Consider the following 14545-nt stretch of genomic DNA (forward strand, 5'->3'; position numbering starts at 1 on the left):
CGCACCCCTAGGATAGCGCGGGCGGGAGCAGCCCAGCGACTGCTCCCGCCCGTCATGACCTCTCGATCTGCGATTACTTCGCTGATGAGGAGTGGTAGTTCGGCGCTTCCGTCGTCATCTGGACGTCGTGCGGGTGCGACTCGCGCAGGCCCGCGCTGGTGATGCGCACGAAGCGACCGTTGGCCTTGACCTGGGAAATCGTGGAGGCACCCAGGTAGAACATGGTCTGGTGCAGGCCGCCGACGAGCTGGTAGATCACCGACGCGAGGGAACCGGTGTAGGGCACCTGGCCCTCGATGCCCTCGGGGACGATCTTGTCGTCGGAGGTGACGTCGGCCTGGAAGTAGCGGTCCTTGGAGTAGGACTTGCGCCCGCGCGAGCTCATCGCGCCGAGCGAGCCCATGCCGCGGTAGCGCTTGAACTGCTTGCCGTTGGTGAACACGACCTCGCCGGGGGATTCCTCGCAGCCGGCCAGCAGGGAGCCGAGCATGACGGTGTCGGCGCCGGCCACGAGGGCCTTGCCGATGTCGCCCGAGTACTGCAGGCCGCCGTCCGCGATGAGCGGGACTCCGGCGGGACCGCAGGCCTGGGCGGCCAGGTGGATCGCGGTGATCTGGGGGACGCCGACGCCGGCGACGACGCGGGTCGTGCAGATCGATCCGGGGCCCACACCGACCTTGACGGCGTCGACGCCCGCGTCGATGAGCGCCTGCGCGCCTTCGGTCGTGGCGACGTTGCCGCCGATGATGTCGATGCCCTCAAACGTCGGGTCGGCCTTGATGCGGCGGATCATGTCGAGGGCCAGCTGGGCGCCGCCGTTCGCGGTGTCGACGACCAGGACGTCCACGCCGGCCTCGGCCAGGGCGGTGGCGCGCTCCCAGGTGTCGCCCCAGTAGCCGACGGCCGCGCCGACGACGAGGCGGCCGCGCGAGTCCTTCGTGGCGTTGGGGTACTGCTCGGTCTTGACGAAGTCCTTGACGGTGATGAGGCCGGTCAGGTGGTCGTTCTCGTCGACGATGGGCAGCTTTTCGACGCGGTGTTCGGCCAGCAGGTGCTTGGCGTGTTCACGGGAGATGCCGACCTGTCCGACGACGAGGCGGTCGCGCGGGGTCATGCAGTCGCGCACGCGCAGGGTGGCCCATTCGCTCTGGGGGACGAAGCGCAGGTCGCGGTTCGTGATGATGCCCAGGAGTGCGCCGTCCTCGTTCACGACGGGCAGGCCGGAGACGCGGTAGTGGCCGCAGAGGCGGTCGAGTTCGTCGATGGTGGCGTCGGGGCCGACGGTCACCGGGTCTTCGACCATGCCGGATTCGCTGCGCTTGACCTGGCGGACTTGCGCGGCCTGTTCCTCGATGGAGAGGTTGCGGTGGAGGATGCCGATGCCGCCCTGGCGGGCCATGGCGATGGCCATGCGCGCCTCGGTGACGGTGTCCATGGCGGCGGACAGGAGCGGGACGCGCAGCGAGATGTTTGTCGTCAGGCGACTGCTCGTGTCAACGGATGAAGGAACGACGTCCGTGAGCTCGGGAAGGAGCAGGACGTCGTCGTAGGTGAGGCCGGTGAGGCCGAAAGGATCATGTGTAGCGAGTTCTCCCATGGGCCAATTGTAGGCGGTCGGTGGCGCTTTCGCGTCCTCGCCTCCGCACATATGCCACAGCCGGGCATGAACGGGACGAGGCCGGGGCGCCCGCGCTGCCCTCAGGAGGTCGCGCTGGGGGTGGACTGGGAGGCGGAGCGGGCGGCGGTTGCGCCGGTGACTGTGAGATGGATCGGGGCGGCGCCTCGTGCCAGCATGCGGGCGGCGGTGAGGGCGTCGGGGCGCCCCTCCCACACGAGCATGGAGACGGAGCCGTCGGGCGCGACTTCGTGGATCCAGCGTCCCATCCCGGCGCGGGCGTGGGAGTCGGCCCAGGCGACGGCGCGGGCGTAGTCGACGGCGAGGTCCTCGGCGCGCGAGGGGTCCACGACCTCGGCGAGGACGCGGGCAGCACTCGCAGCCTCGCAGACGACCCAGTGCATGCGCTGGGGGGCGGCGACAACGCCTGTGGGGTCGAGGGTGTAGACGATGCCGCCCACGCCTTCGTCCGTCCACCCGTCGGCGAGGGCGCGGTCGTAGAGGGCGGTCGCCGTGTCGATCATCCACGGGCCGGGTTGTTCGCCCATGTGGGTGAGGATGGCGTAGGCCTGCCCGATGAGGCGAGCGGCTTTGAATCCGAGGCCGGGGAGGGTATCTCCGGGGCGGATGAGCTCGACGGGGGCTTGGTCGGCCGAGGCGGGCAGGGGGCGCCATTCCTCGTCGTAGAGGTCGGGCAGGGCGAAGCCGCAGCGCGCGGCGATCTCGCCGACGAGGCGCAGGATTGAGCGCGCGCGGTCGAACCAGACGCGCTCCCCCGTCGCTTCCCAGGCCGCCAGGTAGGCCTGCGCGGTGTCGAGGTTGGTGGAGAGGCGACGCAGGGGCGAGCGCTTGCCAGTCGCGGCCTCGATCTCCTCGCGCACGGCACCGGCGCACGGGTCCCACCAGCGCTGATCCTGGTCCGCTTCAAGGTCGGCGAGCAGGTCGCGCGCCTCATCGTGCCCGACCATCACGGCGGCGGCCGCAGCGCCGATCATCGCCGACTGGGCACGCTGAGAGAAGATCGCCCGAGGAACAGGGGTCGCACTATTTTCCGAGGTGGGCACGACCTCGGCGTACCAGGATCCGTTCGGGGCGCGCAGGGGTCCGGTCAGGGCGGCGAGGCCATGGCTGACCAGGTGCGCGGTCCCCTCGATGCCCCGCATCTGCGCGAGGGCGAAGACGTGCGTCATGCGCGCACTGATACGCGCGTCGAGGGGGCGTCCGAGGTCCACCTGACCGTCGGCGCGCAGGAAGGCGAAACCGACCCGCGCCTTCGACCGGGAAGCGAAGGCGACGAGCGCGTCAAAATCAGCGTCGAAAGCGCGGCGCAGGTCTTCGTTGTTCCAGGGGGCGTTCATGACTGTTCTCCTGCCGGTACGTGCCTTCACGGTATCACCTGACCAAGCGCTGCGGGCGGAGGCGGGGACGCTGAGCGCGCAGTTGAGCAGGCAATTGCGCGTGAGCCGTCAAGCGCGTCAGGAGCGGCCGACCAGCTGCAGATCCGCTTGGGGTGCGAGGAGCGCGAGGGCTTCTTCGACGCAGGCGCTGATCGTTCGCACGCGCTGGACGTGTGGAGAGAGGACGTCGGGGGCGTCCGTGCCCACCATGATCGTGGGAACGCCGTAGCGGGCGACCAGGCTTTCGACGGTGTGCGCGCAGGCGGGACCGCAGCCCAGGACGACGGTCAGTGCGGGAACGCCGCCACGCACGTATTCGCGGAAGCGATCGGCGACGCCGACACCTCCGTAGTTCTCGCTGGAGAGCAGGCGAACATCACACCCGTACCAGGCCAGGGCGACGCCGACGACCTGGGCCGGTGTCTCGTGGAGGGCATCGCTGACGATTGCGATACGGTCCCCGCCGATGAGGGCGCGCGTGGGCCGCGACTGGTAAGCGCAGCGGCATACGCGCTGGAAGGCGTTGACGAGCATGATGGCGGGCGAGGATCCGACCGGGTCGCCGCCGGGTGCGGATCGCAGAGATTTGAGGGCGGGTTCGACGAAGCGTGACCACGTATGGACGAGGCCGTGGCTGGCGACCGCCGATTCGAGCACTTCCTCGAGGCGCTCGTAGTCGTCGGCGAGGACCACGGTGCGCAGCTGTGCGGCGTTGTCGGGGCCGGATTGGGGCAGGCGTGCCCGTTCGGCCAGGGCACGTTTGGCTGCCTCGGCGGCGGGCAACCCGGCGCGCACGTGGTGGATCATGGCGCGCAGGCGTTCAACGTCCTCGGGCAGGTAGCGACGGCGCGCTCCGGCTTCTCGTTGCGCGGGGCCGAGGCCGTAGCGTCGTTCCCAGGTACGCAGCGTCGACGCTGACACGCCGAGTTCGTCGGAGACGGAGGAGACGGTACGGGAGCGGTCGGCGAGAGCCGACTGCTCGATGATCGCCCGTGGCATGCCTGCTCCTCTCCGCATTGTGTCGGTGTTTGTCCGGTACCCCGATTCTTGCGTGTGAGAAGCTGACACGCCACAGGAACGACCCCAGGCACACACAAAAAGTTGTTCATAAAGTTATTCACTGCTCGTTCAACTCGCGTGCCTGAGTTTTTTCGGGGTTTTAACAGTCCAGACCCCCACATGCTGAGAACTGGATCATAATTCGAGAAAGATCCTTGAATAACTACCGCGCAAGTGTCTATTCTTGCCGACATCGTGTGCCGAAAATGTCGGCACGACAGACATGAAGGAGGCACCCAATGACTGACGTCTCCCGTCTGCCCGGACCCATGATCGATGCGTGGGAATGGCAGTACGAAGCGGCGTGCCGTGACCTGGACACCGAGCTGTTCTTCCACCCCGAGGGTGAGCGCGGCTCCACACGCCGACGCCGCGCGGCGAACGCCAAGGCGATCTGCGCAACCTGCCCGGTGATCGAGCAGTGCCGGTCCTACGCTCTAGCCGCCCAGGAGCCCTACGGCATCTGGGGTGGAATGACCGAAGAAGAACGACGCGAAGAAATCCGCTCCTCCGGGCGCGGTCGCCGCGTCTCCTAACGCGCATCCATTGTTCGGTGCGGCATCGCCACCGCGATGCCGCACCTTTTTACTGCCCGCCCAAACGCCCATCCTCTCCGGGAGCTCGCATGACCGACAACGACAACAAGGCCTCGCAGAACAAGGCCGAGGACGCCCCGACCAACCTGTACAAGACGCTCTTCTTCGTGACCGCGCCGATCACGGCGATCCTCGCGGGCGCATGCGTGTGGATGGGCGTCCAGCTCTCCTCCACCTCTCCGGCGGGTCAGGCCACCCCTGCGGCGACGCCGACCGCAGCCGCGCAGATGCCGCAGAATACGGAGACTGCGGCTCCCAGCCAGACGAACGCGAGCAATCTGGAGATCATGAAGTCGTTCGTGCGTCACCAGGCGGACGATCCGCAGGCGAAGGGCGATATCAACGCTCCCGTGACGATGGTTCTCTTCTCCGATTTTGCGTGCCCCTATTGCACGAAGTACGCCCAGGAGATCGACCCGGCGCTGGCTGACCTCGTCGCGGATGGCACGCTGCGCGTGGAGTGGTACGACCTGGCTCAGATCACCGAGACCTCTCCCCTGGCCGCGCAGGCGGGCATCGCCGCCGGCGAGCAGGGCAAGTTCTGGGAGTTCCACGACGTGGTCTACGCGGCGGCTGACCCGACCGGGCACCCGCAGTACTCCGAGCAGGCTCTCGTTGATTTCGCGGCCCAGGCGGGTGTGCCCGACCTGGACAAGTTCCGCGCAACGATGCTCGCCGACCACACCGTCTCCAAGGTGAAGGCCGCCAAGGAACAGGCTCACCAGGCGGGTATCAGCGGCACGCCCACGATGTTTATCAACAAGGCGTTCGTCAGCGGTTACCGGGACGCCTCCTACATCCGCAACACGATCCTCGAACAGGCGGCACAGTCCGCTTCCTGATACGAGGCCTCGCGCCGCACGGATGCACGACGCGGAAGACACGAACAAAAGGGCGGCCCGGAAGGATTCCTTCCGGGCCGCCCCTGTAGCGTTCAGTATGCGAAGCGCTCAGCGCTCCACGACCGCCAGCACGTCACGCGAGGACAGGATCTGGAACTCCTGGCCGTCGTACTTGACCTCGGTGCCGCCGTAGCGCGAGTAGATGACCACGTCGCCGACCTTGACGTCGACGGGAATGCGGTTGCCGTTGTCGTCCACGCGGCCGGGGCCCACGGCGATAACTTCGCCTTCCTGCGGCTTCTCCTTGGCGGTGTCCGGAATGACCAGGCCGGAGGCGGTGGTCTGCTCGGCCTCAACCTGGCGGATGACGATGCGGTCCTCGAGGGGCTTGATGGAGATCGACATTGTCGCTCCCTTTCTTTTTTGTCACGAAGGTGCTCGTCCGTTCCCTGCCGTCGCGGGGGTCAGGTGCGGGACCGGTCGCGGGTTTTCCCGCGCTTCCTCCACGAGTGTAGGCGCGGTCCTGGCACTCGGGCAAGCCGAGTGCCAGGCGCGTTCACCCTGGGCGAGACTCGGCCCGCACTATCCGCACCCGACCGCACACCCACAGACGACCTCGCCGCCGAAGAGATGGGACAATAAGCAGGTGAGCGCCCTGACCCCTATTCTGTCCTCCCCCGGCTGGGAGCTGCTGGAATCCCTGCAGGCCAAGCAGGCCGCCAACCCGATTCCCCTGCCGGAGCTCGGCTCTGCCCTGCGAGCCTCCGGCCTCGACGCGGAGCTGGTGGTCGCCGTCCTCACCCAGCTCGCCCTGCGCCAGGCTGCGCGCGCCAAGTTCGGCCCCTTCGCCTCGCACATGGTGTTCACGCGCGACGGCCTCGAGCAGGCCACGCGCCTCGTCGTGGCCGCCCGGCATGCCCAGCGATTCCGGGACTGCGGTGCGAGCCGCGTCGCGGACCTGGGCTGCGGCATCGGGTCGGATGCCATGGCGATCGCCGGCCTGGGCATGGACGTGCTGGCCGTCGACATCGACCCCGACGCCGCGGGGGCCGTGGCCGCGAACCTGCGCGCCTTCGAGGGCTCCGAGGTGCGTCTGGGGGACGTCACCGACCTCGACATGGGCGAACTGGCCGAAGAAGGCGTCGACGCAATCTTCGCGGATCCCGCCCGACGCACGGGAGCCTCGCGCGGATCGGCGCGCATCACGGACCCGGAGCAGTGGTCCCCTCCCCTCTCTCTCGCCCTGGGCTGGGCCTCCACGATCGACCGCGTCGGCATCAAGGTCGCGCCGGGCATCGCGTACGAGCACATCCCCTCCTCCTGGCACGCGCAGTGGGTGAGCGTGGGCGGCGACCTCGTCGAGGCCTCGCTCTGGTCTCCCGCGCTGTCCCCCGAGGGGCGGGGGCGTTCGTGCCTCCTCCTCGACGAGGCCGGGGCCGCCCATTCGCTCTCCACGCCCGAGGGCTTCGCGCCGAACGCGCCAGCGCCCCGCGTGGAGGTTGCTCCCCTGGGCGCGATGGTTGCCGAACCCGACAGCGCGGTCATCCGCGCGGGCCTCCTGGGGCGTCTCGCACAGGACGTCGGTGCCGGCATCGTGTCCGACAAGATCGCCTACCTGACAGGGGATGACCTGCCCAACTCTCCCTTCTACGACCGTTTCGAGGTCCTCGCAGTGACCAACCTGCGGGCAAAGGCAATTTCTGTCGAGCTGCGCTCGCGCGGGGCGGGCAGCGTCGAAATCAAGAAGCGCGGAGCAGACATCAACCCGGACGACCTGCGTAAATCCATGAAATTGGGCGGCGGAGGCGAGCAGCTGACCATCATCGCGACGCGCGTCGACGGGCGTCACCGCGCGATCATCTGCCGACGGTTGGCTAAAAACCTGTAAGGAAGCTCTCGGCCGCCACTGGGCCCCTGCCTGCCAGAATGGAGGCAGCCAGCGAAAGGATCGACATGTCTTTGCCCTTCGGTTCCTCCCAGCGCTCCACGATTGGTGTCGAGTGGGAGCTCCAGCTCGTTGACCGTGATTCCCACGACCTGCGTCAAAGCGCGGACGCCATCATCGACCGCGCCACAACCGACGGCAAGCTCTACCCGGGCGTGCACCGCGAGATGCTCCTCAACACGATCGAGGTCGTCTCCAAGCCACGTGCGACCGTCGCCGAGTGCATGGCCGACCTCATGGACTGCGTTGACTACTTGACTCCGCTGGCCTCGGACCTGCGCATCGACCTGGCGACCGCCGGCACCCACCCCTTCGCGCGCCCAGGCCGCCAGCGCGTCACCGATTCGCAGCGCTACGCGCAGCTGGTCGAGCGCACCGCCTACTGGGGGCACCAGATGCTCCTGTACGGCGTCCACGTCCACGTCGGCGTCGAGGACCGCGCGAAAATCCTGCCGATCCAGGCCGCCCTCACCGCGCACCTGGGCCACCTGCAGGCCATCTCCGCGTCCTCCCCCTTCTGGGCGGGCGAGGACACCGGCTACGCATCCAATCGCGCGATGGTCTTCCAGCAGCTTCCCACCGCCGGCATCCCGCGCCAGTTCGCCACATGGGAGGACCTCGAGGCCTACACGGACGACATGATCCGCACGGGCGTCATCGAGGGATTCGACGAGGTCCGCTGGGACATTCGCCCTTCCCCCGCCTTCGGCACGATCGAGAACCGCGTGTACGACGCGGCGACGAACGCGACCGAGGTCGGCATTTTCGCGGCCTTCACCCACGTCCTCGTCGAGCACTTCTCGCGCCTGTACGACGCGGGCGAGCCGCTGCCCGTCCTACCGGACTGGTTCGTCGCCGAAGACAAGTGGCGCTCCGCCCGCTACGGCATGGACGCGACCCTCATCGTCTCTCGCGACGGCGCAACCGAGAGCGCCCGCGACGGCATCGCACGACTGAAGGAGGAGCTGGCCCCCGTGGCCGAGGACCTGGGATGCGCGCGCGAGTTCGCCGGCCTCGAGACGATCCTGGCGATCGGCGCGTCCTACGAGCGTCAGCGCGCCGTCGCGGCGGCCGCCCGCCCCGGTCAGGGCCTCGACGCAGTGGTGGATCTCATGCGCGCCGAAATGAGCGCTGGACGCCCCCTCGCCCTCGCCGAATTCGCAACCCTGAACGCCTAAACGCGTGCAACAAGTTGCCCCACGCCTCCACCCGGGCGTGGGGCAACTGTCGTCATCGCCACACGTTCCCAGCGCACTGTCAGCGCACTCCCAGAACACCGCCGTATCCTTGGAGCAGCAGAAAAACAGACGCTGAGAGGACACTCGCCCGTGGTGCAGGAAGCAACGCAGTCACCCGAATCTGAGCACGAACCATCTGCGCTCGCCAAGATCCTCGCCCCGATCGGCGCCACCCTGCAGACACTCTGGCTCCTACTCTCCTCACTCACGCGACTCACCGTCCGCTGGCTCTCGCGCTGCCCCGCCACTGCGGTCCTGACCGTTGCGCTCATGATCGCCTCGGCGTCCTACTGGGTGTGGCGCGGCCAGTTTCAGGCCCTCGAAGCCGACCCGTCCAGCCCCCACTGGTGGGCCATTCTCTCCTCCGTCGGCGCGGTTCCCGGCAACTTCATCGCGACGGCTGTGCTCGGCATCATCGTCATGATCGTCGCGGGCGGCGCGGCCGAGCGGCACCTGGGTACCCGCGCATGGATCGCCGCCGCCGCAGCCGGACAGATCGTCGGCGTCGCCGCCACCTGGCTGACGCTTCCGACGCTCACGCGCGTGTTCGCCACCTGGGGACAGACCATCGACGCGGGAAGCCTGTGGGGCACCAGCCTCGTCCTCGTCGCGCTCGTGGGTGCGGCCGCGCAATCGCTGGCCTCCCACTGGCGCTGGCGCGCACACTTCCTTCTCATCGGCATCCTCGTCCTATCTGCCGCAATCCTCGGGTCCGCGATCTCCTACGCGCGCGTGTGGGCTCTCCTCGCGGGCATGGTGGCCGCGCGGCTTGCTGGCGTGCGCGGCCCGCGCACCGACTCCCTCGACGACATCACGATCGGCCGCCAGCTCGCCTCCGTCTCCGCCCTGTGTTGGGCGTGCGCGGCTACCCTGACGGTCGTGGCCTCGTCCCCCGAGGGCCCTCTCGGGCAGATGCGCTGGTCGCTGGGACCGGCGTGGTGGCTCGAAGGACGCACGGGCATCATCGCAACCCTCCTGTGTCTGGCACCCATCACGCTTCAGCTCATCTTCGCCTACGGCTTGCGTAAGGGCCGTCGCGCCGCCTACTACGGCACCCTCATCCTGCAGCTCGTTCTCGGCCTCTCGACCGTCGCGTCGACGGCTACTGCCCTCGCCCAGGGCACCGACGAGAACGGCATGGCCAGGCCCGAGCTCGTGACCACGGCGTCGCTCCTCCTCGTCCCCGTCATCCTCAACATCGCCCTGTGCGCCATCACGTGGTCGGTGCGCCGCGCCTTCACCATCCACGCGGTGCCTTCCACGACCTCGACCCTGCTGCGCCGCTGGCTGATCCTCATGGCGGCCTGCGCGGGCGCTGTCCTCGTCCTTGGTTTCCTCACGAGCGACTCGTTCGTCCCCCTCGACGCTCTCAACTCCGGCGATGAGCTCACTGTCACCGACTACGCCTCACCACTGCAGATCTTCCACGACTACCTGCTCGCTCTGCTCCCCACGGCAACCGCCTCGATCTTCGAGCCGTCCCTCGTTCCGATGACCCTCTTCGCCGAGGCACCGGTCCAGTGGGTGCCCCTCGTCGCCTGGGTGGGCACGCTCGTGATCATCCTGAGCGCGCTGCTGGCCAGGCCTCGTATCCCGCAGTCCTCACCGCTCGAGCGCCTCACGCCGCTCCTGCGCGCCCACGGCGGCGGCACGCTCGGATGGATGCAAACGTGGGCGGGCAACCAGGTGTGGGTGTCTGAGTCGGGCGAGGCGGGGGCCGCCTACCGCGGGTCGGGCGGCGTCGCGCTGACGGTCACCGACCTCGCGTACGAACCGGGCAAGGCCACCGAAGCCATCGCACAGTTCGCGTCCTTCGCGTCCTCCGCGGGCCTGACCCCCGCGCTCTACTCGGTCCACGAGGAACTCGCGCAGGCCGCGCGCGAGGAGGGCTGGACGATCATGCAGGTCGCCGAAGAATCCCTGCTCGACCTGCCCGATCTCGCCTTTAGGGGCAAGGCCTACCAGGACGTGCGCACCGCCATGAACCACGCGACCCGCGAGGGTGTGTCGGCTGTGTGGACCACCTGGGACGAGTGCCCGGCGGGATGGCGCGACCAGATCACGGTCATTTCCGACACGTGGAGCGCCGACAAGGCCCTGCCCGAGATGAGCTTTACGCTCGGTGGCGTGCGCGAACTCGCGGTTCCCGAAACACGCATCCTGGTCGCCATCGACGAGGAATCGACGATCCACGCCGTCACCTCATGGCTGCCCATCTACCGCGACGGAACGGTCATCGGCCTCACCCTGGACGTCATGCGTCGGCGCGCAAGCGGGTGGCGCCCCGCGATCGAGTTCCTCATCGGCAAGGCCGCCCTGGCCGCACAGGAGGAAGGCCTGGAGATCCTCTCCCTGTCGGGCGCTCCCCTGTCGCGCTCGGCCGACGACACCTCGGCGTTCGGGCCTCTCACCGACGCACTTGCGGCCATCATGGAGCCGCTCTACGGCTTCACATCGCTGCACGCGTTCAAGCGCAAGTTCAAGCCCCGCACACAGTCCCTCTATCTGGCGGTTCCGGATCCGGCCTCGCTCGCAACCGTCGGCCTGGCCATCTCGCACGCATACGTGCCCCACGTATCCCCCGCGCAGACCCTCACGCTCGTCGCTTCGGTCAGCGGCGGACTGGCCAAACTCGCTGCGAAAGGCGTCGGCGATCTGCGGTCCACGCGCGCGGCCTCACGCGAGGTCGCGCAGGCCCAGGCCGGGAAGGACAAGCAATGAGCCTTATTGGAAACATCCCGCTGACCTCGCTGACAACCCTCGTCGTTGTCGGAGCGCTCGCCCTCGTCGCCCTGCTGGGAGGGGCGGCCCTGCTGGCGCGCTCTGAGCCCTCGCGTTGCCCGGGACGCGCGAGGCGATGGCTGGGTCGCACCGCCATCCTCCTCGTCCCCACAATCCTCCTCGCGTCGGCGGGTGGGCTGGTCTTCAATCGTTCGCTCGTCCTCGTGAAAACCAGCGGCGACCTGGGAAATCTCATCATGTCGACCGTCGTCGGCTCGGCCACCCAGACCGGGGGCGAGGCCGACGTCGAGGCGCAGTCAGCTTCCGCATCCGAACTCGACGCAACCTTCACGACCGCCGACGACGGAATGCTGGAAACCACCTGGACCGGCCCATCGAGCGGGATCACCCAACCGGTCGACGTCATTACGCCGACCGGATATTCGACGACTGACGGCAAGACCTACGGCGTCATCGAGCTCCTACACGGTTACCCGGGCGGCCCCGACGGAATCCTGCAAGGCCTCGGCATCCAACAGGAACTGGACAAGGCCATTGCCGCAGGCATCATCCCGCCGGCGATCGTCGTCGCCCCCGGTCTCAACGTCGATGAGGAAGCGCACGACTGCGCTGACATCGAAGGGCGCCCAGCCGTGTACACGTGGGTCTCCCACGACGTCCCCGAGATGATTCGGCACAACTTCCCCAACACGACGTCCAACCGCGATGGCTGGATGATCGGCGGCTTCTCCGCGGGCGCCTACTGCGCGATTTGGACCGCTCTGCGCACCCCGCAGACCTACGGGGCCGCCGCGTCGCTGTCCGGCTACGACACGCAGATCGAGGGACAGATGACCAATCAGGGGGACCAGTACCTCGCCGACAACACGCTGTCGACCATGCTGGCGAATCGCACGCCGGACGGGCTGCGCATCTACGCGATGGCCGCCGGGGACGACGCGGTCGGCGGCGCCTACACCGCCCTCAAGATGGCCTCGGCCGTCAAAGATCCTGACTCGGTCACCACGGATGTCCCGCCGACCGGCGGACATACGGGCCCCCTCTGGAGCGAACACATCCCCAACATGCTGGCCTGGTGGGGTTCTTCTGATCGCGTCGCCCGCGCCGTAGGTTCCACGCCGACGGCGGCTACCGCTCAGTCATCCGAGGCCTACGAATCCGTCGAGCCGGTGACCACCGTGACCCACGAAGTTCGGCCAACCGCTCCGAACGGCTACGTGACGCTCGGCATCCTCATCGTCGGGGTTCTGATCTCCCTCGTCCTCGCCTGGCACTTCGCGCCGCGCTGGCAGCTACAGCGCCACACAGAGGGGACCGACGAGGAGCACGGCGAGCACCACGCACGTCACCGCGCACAGCGCTCGGGTCGGTTCAACGCACTCCCCCGCCCAGCGCTCAGCGCGCTCGCATACCTGGGACGGCTCACCGCCCTGGGCGCCGCGGTCGGGAGCGCCGCAGCACTCATCGGCATTGCCTCCAACATGGTGGGTGGCTTCTACACCTCGTGGAGCTCGATCGCCGAAAGCTTCGTGGCTGGTCTGCGCTAACAGCGCGCCAGCTTCAGGCGCGGGGCGCCATGTAGGTCGTCGTCAGCTCCATGCCCGAGTCCGGGGAGAAATCCCAGTCCGAGGGCGGCAGGCCTGCGGCGACCAGCTCCGAGCCAATCGCAGCGATCTGAGCGCCGTTGTCCGTGCAGAAGCGCAGCGGAGGCATACGCACGGCGACACCCGCGGCCTCGGCTCGCTCCGTCAGGAGGGCGCGCAGGCGCGAATTCGCGGAGAAACCACCGCCCACGACGATCGTGTTGCACCCGGTGTCCAGCGCCGCGCGCACAGCCTTCGCGGTGAGAGAGTCGTTGACAGCCTCAGAGAACGCCGCGCAGACGTTTTCCTTGCTGACACTCTCACCTCGGGCGGTCGCACCCTCGATGTAGCGGGCGACAGCCGTCTTCAGTCCCGAGAACGAGAAGTCGTACTTATGGCGTTCCTTGTCCTTGCCTGCGGCCAGGCCGCGCGGGAAACGGATCGCCTCGCGGTCCCCCTGCTGGGAGAGGCGGTCCACGTGCGGGCCGCCCGGGTAGGGCAGGTCAAGGAGACGCCCGACCTTGTCGAAGGCCTCACCGGCAGCATCGTCCAGGGTTCCGCCGAGCTCGACGACGTCCGTCGCGATGTTCCGGATCTCGAGGATGTTCGAATGCCCGCCCGAGACCACGAGGCCGATAAAGTGATCGGGCAGCGGTCCCTCGGCGAGCTTATCGACCGCGAGGTGACCGATCACATGGTTGACGCCGTACAGGGGCTTGCCCAGGGACGAGGCCAGGGCCTTCGCCGCGCAAATACCAACAGTCAGAGAGCCGACGAGGCCCGGTCCAGCGGCCACCGCGATCGCGTCGACGTCCGCAAGGGTGACGCCTGCCTCGTCGAGCGCGGCGTGCAGCGTCGGCAGGAAGGACTCAAGGTGCGCGCGCGACGCAATCTCGGGGATGATGCCGCCGTAACGCGCGTACTCATCCATCGACGTCGCCGTGCGGTCGACAAGCAGCTGCGTGCCACGCACGAGGCCGACGCCGGTCTCATCGCAGGTTGACTCAATACCAAGGACCAGGGGTTCACTCACGTCCCCTAGTTTAGGACGCACGTGCGGGCGCCGCCGCACACGCGCGGGCGCGCAGCCCGATGAGTCAGGAGTCGACGTCGACCTGATCCCCGGAACGCGCGTTCGCAACGAACATCGCGACACCCGCAACGGCAAAGACCAGCAGGCTCCACGGGAACAGCGAATCCGCGATCGGCTTGATCTGAGGCGACCCGAAGAGAACACCCAGGAGCAGGAGGATCGACAGGATCGCAAAGACAATCATCGCCGTGATGCCGATGGTCGCGCTGACCCAGTAGCGCCGCGTGTGCGTGTTCGGGCCGGTTTCATCGAAGTGCATGGCAGGACTCCTCTCTGAGCCGATGATCCTTTCTTCATCATACGCCCCGCACCGCCGCATGATTGGCACTTTGGATAAGGCTGCGCCGAGGCCCCCACGAGAAGGAGACTACGGCGGGTTATGGGGGTCACGACGCGAGAGGGCCCGGCGCATACGCGCCGGGCCCTCCATGAGGC

Annotated in this window: 12 protein-coding genes; 6 read left to right on the forward strand and 6 right to left on the reverse strand. The window is 68.0% G+C overall.

Features of this window, described 5'->3' with window-relative positions:
• Positions 1 to 73: 73 nt before the first annotated feature.
• The 3 genes from guaB to HMPREF1478_RS01240 form a co-directional block, all read right to left on the reverse strand.
• Positions 74 to 1597 carry an IMP dehydrogenase gene (guaB, locus tag HMPREF1478_RS01230; RefSeq protein ID WP_034474784.1) on the reverse strand — a complete coding sequence of 508 codons (1524 nt, stop codon included), beginning with the start codon at positions 1595 to 1597 and terminating at the stop codon, positions 74 to 76.
• Between the two features lie 101 nt (positions 1598 to 1698).
• Entirely contained in the window at positions 1699 to 2973 is a 1275-nt protein-coding gene (locus HMPREF1478_RS01235) for an AGE family epimerase/isomerase (RefSeq protein ID WP_016460278.1), read from the reverse strand.
• Positions 2974 to 3090: 117 nt separating this feature from the next.
• Positions 3091 to 4011, reverse strand: a complete 921-nt coding sequence (locus HMPREF1478_RS01240) for a MerR family transcriptional regulator (RefSeq protein ID WP_016460279.1) — start codon at positions 4009 to 4011, stop codon at positions 3091 to 3093.
• A 299-nt stretch (positions 4012 to 4310) separates the two neighbouring features.
• Between HMPREF1478_RS01240 and HMPREF1478_RS01245 the strand changes: the two genes are divergently transcribed.
• Together HMPREF1478_RS01245 and HMPREF1478_RS01250 are read left to right on the forward strand one after the other, a co-directional pair.
• Entirely contained in the window at positions 4311 to 4607 is a 297-nt protein-coding gene (locus tag HMPREF1478_RS01245) for a WhiB family transcriptional regulator (protein WP_003790481.1), read from the forward strand.
• Between the two features lie 89 nt (positions 4608 to 4696).
• Positions 4697 to 5509 (forward strand): DsbA family protein, encoded by an 813-nt coding sequence (locus tag HMPREF1478_RS01250; RefSeq protein ID WP_016460280.1) that lies wholly within the window; start codon positions 4697 to 4699, stop codon positions 5507 to 5509.
• A 108-nt stretch (positions 5510 to 5617) separates the two neighbouring features.
• Here HMPREF1478_RS01250 and groES read toward each other — a convergent pair whose 3' ends face one another.
• Complete coding sequence (gene groES, locus HMPREF1478_RS01255) at positions 5618 to 5914, reverse strand: co-chaperone GroES (RefSeq protein WP_003790486.1); 297 nt, start codon at positions 5912 to 5914, stop codon at positions 5618 to 5620.
• A gap of 241 nt (positions 5915 to 6155) precedes the next feature.
• Between groES and HMPREF1478_RS01260 the strand changes: the two genes are divergently transcribed.
• The 4 genes from HMPREF1478_RS01260 to HMPREF1478_RS01275 all read left to right on the forward strand — a co-directional run bounded on the left by HMPREF1478_RS01260 (position 6156) and on the right by HMPREF1478_RS01275 (position 12981).
• Positions 6156 to 7397 carry a class I SAM-dependent methyltransferase gene (locus tag HMPREF1478_RS01260; RefSeq protein WP_016460281.1) on the forward strand — a complete coding sequence of 414 codons (1242 nt, stop codon included), beginning with the start codon at positions 6156 to 6158 and terminating at the stop codon, positions 7395 to 7397.
• A 65-nt stretch (positions 7398 to 7462) separates the two neighbouring features.
• Entirely contained in the window at positions 7463 to 8632 is a 1170-nt protein-coding gene (locus HMPREF1478_RS01265) for a glutamate--cysteine ligase (protein ID WP_016460282.1), read from the forward strand.
• Between the two features lie 150 nt (positions 8633 to 8782).
• Positions 8783 to 11413, forward strand: a complete 2631-nt coding sequence (locus tag HMPREF1478_RS01270; RefSeq protein WP_016460283.1) for a bifunctional lysylphosphatidylglycerol flippase/synthetase MprF — start codon at positions 8783 to 8785, stop codon at positions 11411 to 11413.
• Positions 11410 to 12981, forward strand: a complete 1572-nt coding sequence (locus tag HMPREF1478_RS01275; RefSeq protein ID WP_016460284.1) for an alpha/beta hydrolase — start codon at positions 11410 to 11412, stop codon at positions 12979 to 12981. The genes HMPREF1478_RS01270 and HMPREF1478_RS01275 overlap by 4 nt, the downstream gene beginning before the upstream one ends.
• A 13-nt stretch (positions 12982 to 12994) precedes the next feature.
• Here HMPREF1478_RS01275 and tsaD read toward each other — a convergent pair whose 3' ends face one another.
• Complete coding sequence (gene tsaD, locus HMPREF1478_RS01280; RefSeq protein ID WP_051113402.1) at positions 12995 to 14050, reverse strand: tRNA (adenosine(37)-N6)-threonylcarbamoyltransferase complex transferase subunit TsaD; 1056 nt, start codon at positions 14048 to 14050, stop codon at positions 12995 to 12997.
• Between the two features lie 64 nt (positions 14051 to 14114).
• Positions 14115 to 14369 (reverse strand): hypothetical protein, encoded by a 255-nt coding sequence (locus HMPREF1478_RS01285; RefSeq protein ID WP_016460286.1) that lies wholly within the window; start codon positions 14367 to 14369, stop codon positions 14115 to 14117.
• Positions 14370 to 14545: the final 176 nt, after the last annotated feature.

It is taken from the genome of Actinomyces sp. HPA0247, from assembly GCA_000411415.1.
Classification (GTDB): domain Bacteria; phylum Actinomycetota; class Actinomycetes; order Actinomycetales; family Actinomycetaceae; genus Pauljensenia.

Bases quoted from the DNA above. Each gene is read 5' to 3' on its own strand.
- HMPREF1478_RS01250 (WP_016460280.1), top strand. From the start codon at position 4,697: ATGACCGACAACGACAACAAGGCCTCGCAGAACAAGGCCGAGGACGCC.
- HMPREF1478_RS01235 (WP_016460278.1), bottom strand. From the start codon at position 2,973: ATGAACGCCCCCTGGAACAACGAAGACCTGCGCCGCGCTTTCGACGCT.
- HMPREF1478_RS01285 (WP_016460286.1), bottom strand. From the start codon at position 14,369: ATGCACTTCGATGAAACCGGCCCGAACACGCACACGCGGCGCTACTGG.
- HMPREF1478_RS01265 (WP_016460282.1), top strand. From the start codon at position 7,463: ATGTCTTTGCCCTTCGGTTCCTCCCAGCGCTCCACGATTGGTGTCGAG.
- groES (WP_003790486.1), bottom strand. From the start codon at position 5,914: ATGTCGATCTCCATCAAGCCCCTCGAGGACCGCATCGTCATCCGCCAG.
- guaB (WP_034474784.1), bottom strand. From the start codon at position 1,597: ATGGGAGAACTCGCTACACATGATCCTTTCGGCCTCACCGGCCTCACC.
- HMPREF1478_RS01245 (WP_003790481.1), top strand. From the start codon at position 4,311: ATGACTGACGTCTCCCGTCTGCCCGGACCCATGATCGATGCGTGGGAA.
- HMPREF1478_RS01240 (WP_016460279.1), bottom strand. From the start codon at position 4,011: ATGCCACGGGCGATCATCGAGCAGTCGGCTCTCGCCGACCGCTCCCGT.
- HMPREF1478_RS01275 (WP_016460284.1), top strand. From the start codon at position 11,410: ATGAGCCTTATTGGAAACATCCCGCTGACCTCGCTGACAACCCTCGTC.